At 35.9% G+C, this 11,613-nt stretch carries 7 protein-coding genes; 1 reads left to right on the top strand and 6 read right to left on the bottom strand.

The window, feature by feature from the left end; all coding sequences use genetic code 11:
• Nucleotides 1-84 precede the first annotated feature (84 nt).
• On the bottom strand, nt 85-852 hold the full coding sequence (locus tag DET63_RS21860; RefSeq protein ID WP_113937834.1) for a DUF3891 family protein: 768 nt from the start codon (nt 850-852) through the stop codon (nt 85-87).
• 205 nt (nt 853-1,057) lie between these two features.
• On the opposite strand from DET63_RS21860, the gene DET63_RS21855 reads away from it, so the two are divergent.
• Nucleotides 1,058-1,330 carry an HU family DNA-binding protein gene (locus DET63_RS21855; protein ID WP_002012780.1) on the top strand — a complete coding sequence of 91 codons (273 nt, stop codon included), beginning with the start codon at nt 1,058-1,060 and terminating at the stop codon, nt 1,328-1,330.
• A gap of 50 nt (nt 1,331-1,380) precedes the next feature.
• Here DET63_RS21855 and DET63_RS21850 read toward each other — a convergent pair whose 3' ends face one another.
• From DET63_RS21850 to DET63_RS21830, 5 genes are all read right to left on the bottom strand, one after another.
• On the bottom strand, nt 1,381-1,923 hold the full coding sequence (locus tag DET63_RS21850) for a cold-shock protein (protein WP_113937833.1): 543 nt from the start codon (nt 1,921-1,923) through the stop codon (nt 1,381-1,383).
• Between the two features lie 36 nt (nt 1,924-1,959).
• The gene (gene sfp / locus DET63_RS21845; RefSeq protein WP_113937832.1) at nt 1,960-2,709 is read right to left on the bottom strand and encodes a 4'-phosphopantetheinyl transferase Sfp; all 750 of its coding nucleotides are present in this window, start codon (nt 2,707-2,709) and stop codon (nt 1,960-1,962) included.
• A gap of 64 nt (nt 2,710-2,773) precedes the next feature.
• On the bottom strand, nt 2,774-4,216 hold the full coding sequence (locus DET63_RS21840; protein WP_113937831.1) for an MDR family MFS transporter: 1,443 nt from the start codon (nt 4,214-4,216) through the stop codon (nt 2,774-2,776).
• Entirely contained in the window at nt 4,216-4,440 is a 225-nt protein-coding gene (locus DET63_RS21835; protein ID WP_002136206.1) for an MbtH family protein, read from the bottom strand. The genes DET63_RS21840 and DET63_RS21835 overlap by 1 nt, the downstream gene beginning before the upstream one ends.
• Complete coding sequence (locus DET63_RS21830) at nt 4,437-11,597, bottom strand: amino acid adenylation domain-containing protein (protein ID WP_113937830.1); 7,161 nt, start codon at nt 11,595-11,597, stop codon at nt 4,437-4,439. Before DET63_RS21830 ends, DET63_RS21835 begins: the two co-directional genes overlap by 4 nt.
• Nucleotides 11,598-11,613 lie beyond the last annotated feature (16 nt).

The following is an 11,613-nucleotide window of genomic DNA, read 5'->3' as shown; positions in this document are numbered from 1 at the left end:
GAATAAACCCATACATTTAAAAAAAGAAATTGTTCAAAATGTATGGGTTTTAATTTTAGATTTCTTATGTTTGAAAAATTTTCTTTATTGTATGAAACGAATGTTTTGCTTCTTCATTTCCGATTCTCTATCAGCTTTTACAATCCCTTTTTCTTTAACTTCATGTTTATTTATAGTTTTATATTTTACATACGTATGAAATTCCGTTTTAAATGGAAACGATGTTATTTGAATTGTTTCTTCATCCACCCATTCAGCTTGAATAGGCTTCTCCCCCTTACTATTAAACATTTCTGTTCCTTCAAAACCCTCTTTAAATAAATCAATTTCATCTTTCTTTTTTACACCAGGTTTATTCATACATACATATAAAGAAAGTTCATCACAAAACTTTAATAATCTATAATGTTTATCAAACATCGCATATTGTTCTTTTGTTAACGTTTTCAAAATTCTTTTTTGTCGTTCCAATTCATGTTTATAAAAAGACATCATCTCTTCATCTTCCTCATTTAATGGAAATGATAAAAAGTGCTTACTACAAAGTAGCGCCCCGTATGGATTTGACTCTTCAATTGCATTCAAACCAATCGTATAAAAAACAAAGCGTAATGAACTTGGACAATCCATAAATGTATATGGAATATTTTTAGTATCATTCAAAATTGGTACTTTATCAAGCTCTATCCATCCTCTATCATGCTCATATATAGCATCAATTGTCTCTTTTAAGTATATTTTATCTTCAAAAAAATCTTCTATTATATGTCTTGCAATTTCACCAGCTAAAAAACCATGATCATGTTGACGAATTAATATACTTTCTTTCTCATTCTTTTCACGAAAAATCATCCGTATATTCCCCCTCATCCTCATATTACAGCTTGTTGTATGCATCAATTCTTAATTAATCCCTAATTATTAGCAGGGATTCAGTTTCTTTCAACGAAATTAACATAAATATACAGCATTCTTTCTAATCACAAAGTTAGCTTTATCTTTACTAACCATTATACTAAAACATTCATTCTAAAAAAATTTTTTATGAGGTGAAAACATGAACAAAACAGAATTAGTTAAAAATGTAGCACAATCAGCTGATATTTCTCAAAAGGATGCTTCTGCAGCTGTACAATCCGTATTTGACACAATTGCTAATGCATTACAATCTGGCGATAAAGTGCAACTAATCGGCTTTGGAACTTTTGAAGTGCGTGAAAGATCTGCTCGTACAGGGCGTAATCCGCAAACTGGAGAAGAAATTCAGATTGCTGCTGGTAAAGTTCCAGCATTTAAAGCAGGAAAAGAATTAAAAGAAGCTGTTAAATAAACAATAAACCAGCCATTTTATAGGCTGGTTTATTGTTTATTGTTTATTTCTTATTTAAGCAGTTCCTTTATATTCTCTGCATGATACACTTCACAAATATAAAATACACATTTGCAGTTACTTACAATTTGATATTTTCTAGTTGGATAAACATTCGCCGCAACAGAACATCCATCAAACAATTCGATAATATTTCCAGATGGCTGATATCCTTCATATAATACGTTTCTTCTTACTTCCATCTTTTCTATAAGGTTTTCAACAGGAATATTTCCACTCTCTAATTCACTCTTTATTGTATCCGGTAAAAACGAAGTGTCCGCAAAAATTAGATTTTCAGATAACACCTTACCTTTATAACTAACATTAGATACGCGATAAAGAAATGTTCCGTTTTTATCAAAGAAATTCTTTGCTTCTTTCGGAATGTATTGTCTATTAAGCGCTTCCTGTTCAAGTACATCAAACTGAACTGTATCTTTTACAAGTTTTTCTAAAGCTAGAATAGATGACGTATTTCTAGAAAACAACATATCTTTAATTGCCTGTACATTATAAGTTAATTCAGTTTTTCTATTTTCCGCTACTAACATGAGGAACACCTCTTCTATAAGAAATTTTATTAAAAATTAACGATGATTTAATAGCAATCCCGCGTCTAACTGCGTGATTTCAATCACTTCTTTACTGAATATTGCAATGGAAGCCATATAATCTAAACTAGGTCTTACATCTTCCATCATTGTATTTTCTGCTAACTCTTGTCTATCTTTAAAAATCAACAATTTTGGAGGGTCATTTGGAGCTGATACTGTAATTTTTACTGGTGGAATCAATAGTCCTTCACCTGTCGCTTTCAGCACTGCTTCTTTTCGAGTCCAATATGTTAAAAACCCTTCTAGTCGCTGCTCATCAGGTAATTTCATAACTTGTGCTATTTCAATGTCTGTTAATACGCCCTCTGCCATTTTCATAACATCTACATTTGGATTCATTTGCTCAACATCAACACCAACAGGTGCAGATTTAGTAAATGCAACAACAACCCACTCACCCGAATGTGAGACTGATATTTGCGGCATACCTTCTGGTAACTGTGGTCTGCCATGTTGTAATTTACATACTGGGCACATTCGATCAATTGGCACTTGAACTGGCGACATAGAAAGTACCTTTCCAAGTACTAATCTACTAATTACGCAACCTATTATAAAACGCGCACGGTCTGCCGAATGATGATATGAATTTGCTTTCTCTCGCTCTACATCATTTAGTAAATTGTAATGCGATGATTGTAAATCTGAAATTCTTGCCCACCATATTTGACAACTATTCTCATTAAGAGTGGGTACAGAATCTACAACTTTACTCTCTATCATGTAAACTCTCTCCTTTTAAATGCCAATATCACTTTATTTTAAAAGAGTATTAGCATGCTACAACTCATTCATTTACAACTTCTTTCTCTTTTTGTAATACAGATAACGGCTTTTTATTCTTCTTTGACATTACCTCTTTATCGGAAATACGTAAAGAAAATAGTAATGCTATGAGTAAAAATATTGCTGATCCAATTAATGCAGCTTGATATGGTAAGAAATCTGACTGTGCATTATTCTGTACGCTATTACTTCCAAAACCAGATAGTATACTAGCTAAAATAGCAACTCCTATTGCAGATCCTAATCGGTTTTGCACATTGAATATAGTAGTTGCTCTCCCCATAGAAGGTGGTGCAATATTGTTAAAAGCAGAAAATTGAACCGCACCGACAGATTGACCTAAGAAAATACCAATGCCAAACAATAGTGCCCGAATTTGCCATGGATTCGTATCATGATTTACAAAACTTAATAAAATAAAGATAACCGCCGTACTTACTAATCCAATAGAGATTACCTTTCGAGCTCCTAATTTCTTATATGACCATGGCACAATCTGTGAAGAAATCATTAATCCAATCGCCTCTGGGAATGTCGTAAGACCGGATTCCAGCGCGGAAACTCCTATTACATTTTGATACATAAGCGGAAAAATAAATAACATTCCTAGTAAACCAGCTGATGAAAACAACGAAATAAGACTCATTTTTCTAAAGACCGGTTCTTTTAATAAGCGTAAATCTAACATCGGTTGCTTCACTTTCAGTTCTACAATAATAAACAATGTAATGAGCACAATCCCAGCTATCCCAGTACTTATTATTTCTGGAGAAACCCAACCTTTTGACGGGCCTTGACTGAGTGCATAGATGAGCATCGCAAAACCTGGTGCTGAAAGAACAAAACCGAGAGAATCAAAACGACCAGCCGATTTTTCAATATGCTCTGCTAAAAATAGAAGTCCAAAGAGCAACGCAATGATACCAAACGGCAGATTAATATAAAATGCCCAGCGCCAAGACATTTGATCTACAAAGAAACCACCAATAATTGGTCCGATCGCTGGTGCTACAGCAATTGGAAGTACAATAAATCGAGAAATTTTTGGTCTTTCCTCTGGTGAAAATGTTCGGAATAACATCGCCATCCCGACTGGTGTTAAAAGCCCGCCACCAGCACCTTGAATGATACGAAAAATGTTTAATGAAGTAATATCATTCGCAATTCCACATAATGCAGATGCAATTGTAAAAACGAAAAGGGCAGTTAAAAATACTTTTTTCGTACCAAAACGATCGCCTAACCAACCAGAAATCGGAAGAAAAACAGCTAAGCTAACTAAATACCCAACATTTACTGTCCCCATTGCAGATGGGGGTACTTGTAGTTCTTTACTTATCGTTTGCAGTGCTACATTCACAATCGTTGCATCCATCGCAGCCATAAACATCGCTGTTATATAAACGATGCTTACAACTACTTTTGGATTTATTTTTACTTTCATTATTGTTTTCCTACTAATATTTTTTCGCTAATTTGATTTTTTTTTGGCTCTAAATCATTCCAGTTAACTTCAACGTAGTCTAAGCAAACTTGTCTGCTAGCTTCTTCATGTACGACATTCCATCCAATTGGTACATCGAGAAAGGCAGGCCAGAGAGAATACTGGCCCTCCTCATTCATTAATACTTTATATGTGTAATTATCATTTTCAAATGGATTCGTCATACTTTACTTACCCCTTTCTTATTCTGCAAATATTTCGCTAGCACTTGTCCAATTTCTGTAAGTGGACCTGGCTGACATAAATCTTTATGTCTACAATCAATGTCATGCTGCACGATTTCCCCGTCTAAATAATTTAGCCACGTATTTGGAGAAATAGGGTCAAACCAGTCTGGTATAACAGTAGATCTAAAGAATAAAATATCCCCGTTATAAACTTTTGGCACATATTTCCCTAACAACCCTACTGAATTCACATATGTCTCTTTCAAGTTTAAAATAGTCTCTTCCTCAAGACTTGCTAATGCACTTCCATCTTTGCGAAGTATTGCAACCGCACTTTCCATAGTAAGTGGTTTACCATCCATGTTATCTGGATCATATCCACCTAAAGCAAGTAATGCGATTAACGCTTCTTCTTCAGTAGGTGCTTCCGTATTCGGTAAGAAGTGACCAGGATACGAATCCAGCATAACGAGTAATTCTACTTCTTCCCCTTCATTTTGAAGTTGCGCCGCCATAGCATGAACAACATTTCCTCCAAGCGACCATCCGAGTAAACGATATGGTCCGTGAGGCTGTATTTCACGAACGTGTTTTAAATAATCCGCCGCCATCTCCTCTAAGCTTTTTGGAAGTTCTTCATTTTCAGCGATACCACGTGCTTGTACACCATAGATTGGATAATCTGTTCCTAAAGATTTCATAAGTCCTGCATAGCACCAACTTAATCCACCTGCTGGATGTACACAAAATAGTGGTAATTGATCTCCGCTTGCTCGTAATGGAAGCAACACATCAAGTGCACTTTGACCATTCCCCATTTCAAGTCTTTCAGCAAGACCTGCAACAGTAGGTGCTGCAAATAAAGTTCCGATATTCAGTTCAACCCCAAGTGCCTCTTTAATACGGCTCATCAGCTGCACTGCAAGAAGTGAATGACCACCAAGATCAAAGAATCCGTCATCAATTCCAATTTGAGACACACTTAAAACTTCTGTAAACAAGTCGCATAACATTTCTTCTTGCGGTGTTCTCGGTCCGCGGCTAGAAGATGATGCAATAAATTCTGGAGCTGGCAATGCCTTTCTATCTAATTTACCGTTTGGAGTTAAAGGTAACTCATTTACTACTACAAAAGCGTACGGAACCATGTAATCTGGTAAACTACCTCCTGCATGCTGACGCATTTCATTCGTATTAATCGTTTCATTATTTGATGCGACGATATAAGAAACTAATCGTTTATCCCCTGGTTGATCTTCCCGTACAATAACTGCTACTTGTTCAACTTTAGGATGTTTCATTATTACCGCTTCTATTTCCCCTAATTCAATTCGGAATCCACGAATTTTAATTTGATGATCTGCACGTCCTATATAATCTAACGTCCCATCTTGACGCCAGCGCGCTAGGTCCCCTGTACGATACATTCTTGTACCTGGCTTCCCAAATGGATCTGCGATAAAACGTTCAGCAGTTAATCCTGCTCTTCCTAAATATCCACGAGCCAGTCCTGCACCTGCAACATACATTTCTCCAACTACTCCAGGTGGCATCGGTTGTAAATAGTTATCTAGTACGTATACTTTAAGATCCGGTATACTGCACCCGATTAAACTATTTGCTCGTAAAGAGACGATGCTCTCATCTAATTCAATATAACTAACATGTACCGTCGTCTCCGTTATACCGTACATATTAATAAGCTTCGGTGAGTTATGAGGATGACGACTATACCAATCTTCTAATCGACTTAGTTCAAGTGCTTCTCCTCCAAACACAACATATCGTAAAGATAATTTCTGACCAATCTCTTCATTTTCACGATCGGCTTGCATCAATTGATAGAACGCTGATGGAGTTTGGTTTAAAACAGTCACCTTTTCCTTAACAAGCAGTTGTAAAAATTCTTTCGGCGAGCGACTTACAGTATGTGGTACTACGACTAGACGCCCTCCATATAATAAAGGTCCCCAAATTTCCCAAACTGAGAAATCAAAAGCGTATGAATGGAACATCGTCCACACATCGTCTGCGTCAAATTGGAACCAATGATCAGTTGCTCCTAAAAGTCTTACTACATTTTGATGAGGTATCATAACGCCTTTCGGTCTACCTGTTGAGCCTGACGTATAAATAACATAAGCAATATGTGAAGGAGATAACGGCTTAATGCGCTCCATTTCATCAATATTATCTTCACTATATTTCTCAATTTCTTCTATTACTTTCACATCATCAACTAAAATCTGTAGTGCCTCATCACATTCAACTTCCACATCTGAATTTGTTAAAACACATGATGGTTTCGCATCGCGTAGCATAAATGAAATACGATCTGACGGATAATCCGGATCTAACGGAAGGTATCCCGCACCAGCTTTAAGAACAGCTAGTAAGCTTACAACCATGTTTAAAGATCTCGGCATCGCTAAAGCAACGAGTTGATCAGGACCGATTCCTTTCGCTATTAACAAACGAGCTATTTTATTCGCTTTTCTATTTAACTCTTCATAAGTTAGCTTTTCATCTTCAAAGACGACAGCAATAGAATTTTGATTTACATGAGCCTGCTTTTCAAATAATTGTGGCAATGTCATTTCAGGTACAATTTGAAAACCACCATTCCACTTTTCTAAAACTGTATTTCGCTCTGCTAAAGTTAATATTTCTAATCTACCAATTGATTGATCCGGATGTTTCTCTGCATCATCTAATAATAGAATGAATCGTTCTATTAATTTTTGAACCGTTTCACGTTTATATAAATCGGTACTAAACTCTAACAATCCGTGTAAGCCATTTGGCGTACCATCAGCTCCATTACTTTCACTAATCTCAAATGTTAAATCAAATTTTGCAGAACCAACACTTTGAATTTCAAGGCTCGCTTCTAAATCCGGTACATCAAACGTTGCTTCTGGCGTATTTTGGAAAGCTAACATAACTTGAAACAGCGGATGACTATTTCGAGTTCGTACTGGGTTTAACACTTCAACAAGTCGTTCAAATGGAACATCTTGATTTTCATAAGCTGCAAGGTTTACCTGCTTCACTCTATCCAATAATTCTTTAAAGCTTGGATCTCCTGATGTATTTGTACGTAACACTAATGTATTTACAAATAAACCGACTATATCCGAGAGTACATCGTCGTTTCTTCCAGCAATCGGGCTACCTAATGGTATATCAGTTCCAGCACCTAATCTTGTAAATAGTGCACTAAGTCCCGCTTGCAACACCATAAACAAACTAACTCCATTTTTACGACCAAGCTCCACTAACCTACTATGCATACCTTCATCTAAATGAAAATGAATTGTTTCCCCGCGATAACTAGTTTCAATTGGGCGCTGGTAATCTGTAGGTAACTCCATTTGATCTGGTAAACCTTTTAACTCTTCTTTCCAAAAATCTAATTGTGTTGAAATAATACTGTCTGGTTTTGTTTCATCACCTAATAGCTGTTGTTGCCAGAGTGAATAATCTGCGTATTGAACTGGAAGGGTTTCTAGTTGAACACTATCACCTTGACATCGTGCTTTATAAGCCGCTGTAAAGTCTCTCGTTAACGGTTGTAATGACCAGCCATCTCCTACAATATGATGTAAAAGAATTAGTAATACATGCTCATTTTCACTCGCTTTAAAAAGTTGTAAACGAACTGCTGGCTCAACATCAAGGTTAAAGCTATATTTTACCGCCTCTGAAAGTACACTTTCTAATTCATCTTTACATGTATTTGTTATAATCATTTTTAAATTCAATTTATCCATTTCTAGAATTCTTTGATATGAACTGCCAAGTGAATTCGGGAAAATCGTTCTAAGTGTTTCGTGTTTCTCAACTACATCATAAAAGGCACCTTGCAGTGCTTCCTCATTCAATTTTCCAGACATACGAATGACTAACGGAATATTATAAGTAGGACTTGGACCTTCTAAACAATTTAAGAACCATAACCTGCGCTGTGCAAATGAAAGTGGAACTTCATTTGGTCTACTTACTTTCTTAATAGCTGGTCTTGCGCTTTTTGCACGATCTAATTGTTTCGCTAATTCAGCAACAGTTGGTGATTCAAATAGCTTTCCGATCCCTAATTCTACACTTAACGTTTCACGAATTCTTGCCATTAAACGAGATGCAAGAAGCGAATGGCCACCCATTTCAAAGAAATTATCATCTATACTAATTCGCGAAACACCAAGTACTTCTGCAAATAAATCACATAGTATTTCTTCTTTCGGATTTCTAGCAACTCTCTCATTGTTCATTCCATTAAAATCAGGAGCAGGTAATTTCTTTCTATCAACCTTACCATTTGGTGTTAATGGTAATTCTTCTAGCACAACAAATGCTGATGGTACCATATAATTCGCTAAACTTTCTGAAACATAAGAGCGAATTTCTGAAAGATGTATCGTTTCCTTCTCTTCGGCAACGATATACGCAATGATTCGTTTATCATTTGGACGATCTTCTCGTACCATTACTACTGCTTGTTGTATATTTTCATGTTGTTGTAAAACCGTTTCAATTTCAGCTAATTCAATCCGGAAACCACGAATTTTAATTTGATGATCTGCACGACTAATGTACTCTAGCACACCATCGTTACGCCATTTCACAAAATCACCGGTGCGATACATACGTGCTCCTGGTTCTCCATAAGGATTTGCAACAAACCGTTCAGCCGTTAACGCTGGTTTTCCTAAATATCCGTTCGCAAGTCCTTCTCCTGCAATATATAATTCACCGATAACTCCAGGTGGAACAGGCTGTAACCCTGCATCCAAAACGTACACCTCTGTATTCCAAATTGGTCTTCCAATAGGAGGTATACCATTTTCACTGTCATCAATGTTCATGAAAGTAGACCAAATAGTCGTTTCAGTTGGTCCATATAAGTTAGTTATAGAGCAACCTAATTCTTTTAATTTATTTGCTAAATGTGCCGGAAGAGCTTCACCGCCAACGAGTACGTTTAGCCTTTGTAACCTCTCTGGATATTCAGTTATTAACGCCTGCCAGAGCGTCGGTGTAGCTTGCATAATTGTCGCTCTTTCTTCTTGTAACAATGTCGTTAACGCAGAAGGCTCTTGGATTACCTCTTTTTGTGCAATTGTTATACTTGCACCACTAATAAGAGGTAAATAAATTTCTAGAGCAGAAATATCAAACGCAAACGTTGTAACTGCTAATAAATGATCGTTTTCATTTAATGAAAACGTATGTTGCATGGCTAATAAGAAGTTACTTAAACCTTTCATAGGAACAATTACACCTTTTGGATTTCCAGTGGATCCTGAAGTATAAATTGTATACGCTGGGTTTAAAAGTGATTCATCATTTTTAAATGGTATATTCATATGAGAATATGTTTTTAACACTATTTTCGTTTCTTCGCTATCTAATATGATTTTTTTAATATTATTTTCTATAACTAAAGAGGATGAAACAGATGAATGTGTTATGATATACACCGGTTTTGCATCATTTACTATATAACTAATACGTTCAACTGGGTATTCTGGATCTATCGGCAAATACGCTGCACCCGTCTTTAGAACTGCTAACATACTAACTACCATTTCTATTGATCTTGGAAATGCTAAGGCAACAAACTGATTTGGTCGTATTCCTTCTTCTAATAAATAGTGTGCTAGTTCATTCGCTCGTTCATTTAGCTCTTTATACGTAAGTTTTATCCCGTTACAAGTAACTGCTATTTTATTTGGATTTTTTTGTACTTGTTTTTCAAATAATATAGGTAGATTAATTAGCTCTTCAGCTTTCTTCGTTTCATTCCATTCCAATAAAACTTTATGATTTTCTTCGGGAAGAGTAATGTTTATTTTTCCAATCGGCTCGTCTTTGTGATAATTATTTATCACTAATTCTAATAGACTCATAAATCTTTCTTTATGCAATGCTAGTTCCGCGCCGTTATATACTTCCGGATTCGCATCAAAATGAATCATTAACTCATTTTCATCGAAACGTTTATATACATTTATCGATAAATCATCAACAGGTCCTGTTGATAAATTATGTGTAATACCACGATTTCCAGCAAAGTTAAGCCCATAATCAAAAGGCATAACATTCACTAACGGCCCAAACAACCTTTGATTTTCACCTAGTAGCTTTAAGTCTCTTCTTAATTCCTCATGACGGTATTTATGATGACGACGTACGTCTCGAATTTCTTTAGAAACTTGCTGTATTAATTCCGCAAGAGTTATATTTGGAGTTACAGTGAGACGAAGTGGAACTAAATTCATTACCATGCTTGGTGTATGAATAGATACAGAACCAAGACGCCCCATCATCGGTAAACCTAAAACAATATCATTTGCACCTGTTAATTTATGCATGTAAATACTTGTTACGGCTACAACAAATTCAGGCCAACTCGTTAACGAAATATTAATATCTTCTAGTAAAGTTTTCGTACTAGCATTTGATAGATAAGCAGTTTCTCGTAAAAATCCATTTGATGTTCTCGGCGCTCGTTCTGCTAAACTTATAACTTCCGGTTCATCTGCAAACTTTTCTAGCCAAAAAGTACGATCTTCCTGAAATTGTTTAGATTCACGATACTCATTATCTTCTTGTACAATTTTTGCAAGAAAACCAAATGGCTTTTCATTCTTGTTTGTTTCTTCTATAAGTGATGTATACTCATTCGCTACCTTTTGGCTAAGAAGTGAAAATCCATAGCCATCCATCACAATGTGATGGATGCGCTGATACCAAAAGAAACGATTATTTTCAACTTGAATAAGTACTTCAGTAAATAATTTATCCTCTGTTAAATCCACGGGCATAGATAAATCATTTTTCATCCATACTTTAGCAGCTTCTTCAGGATTTTCCTCTTTACGAACGTCAATAAAATGCATATGAAACTTTGACGATTCCTCAATAACTTGCCATGGGCCAATTTCATCCTCTTCGAAACGAACATGAAGTGCTTCTGCTTCTTTTACCACTTTACGTACAGCTAACTCGAAAATTTCTTGATTAATATTTCCGTTTATTTCTATATATTCCCCAGTATTATAAATCGGATTAAGCGGATCTAATTGCTGCGCAAACCACATACCAAACTGCGCAGATGATAACGAATGACGAATCTTTTGACTGTTAGGCATTCTTTACTACCCCTTT

The sequence above is a fragment of the Bacillus sp. DB-2 genome, from assembly GCF_003315125.1.
GTDB classification, from domain to species: domain Bacteria; phylum Bacillota; class Bacilli; order Bacillales; family Bacillaceae_G; genus Bacillus_A; species Bacillus_A mycoides.
This window is presented reverse-complemented; position numbering and strand designations above follow the sequence as displayed.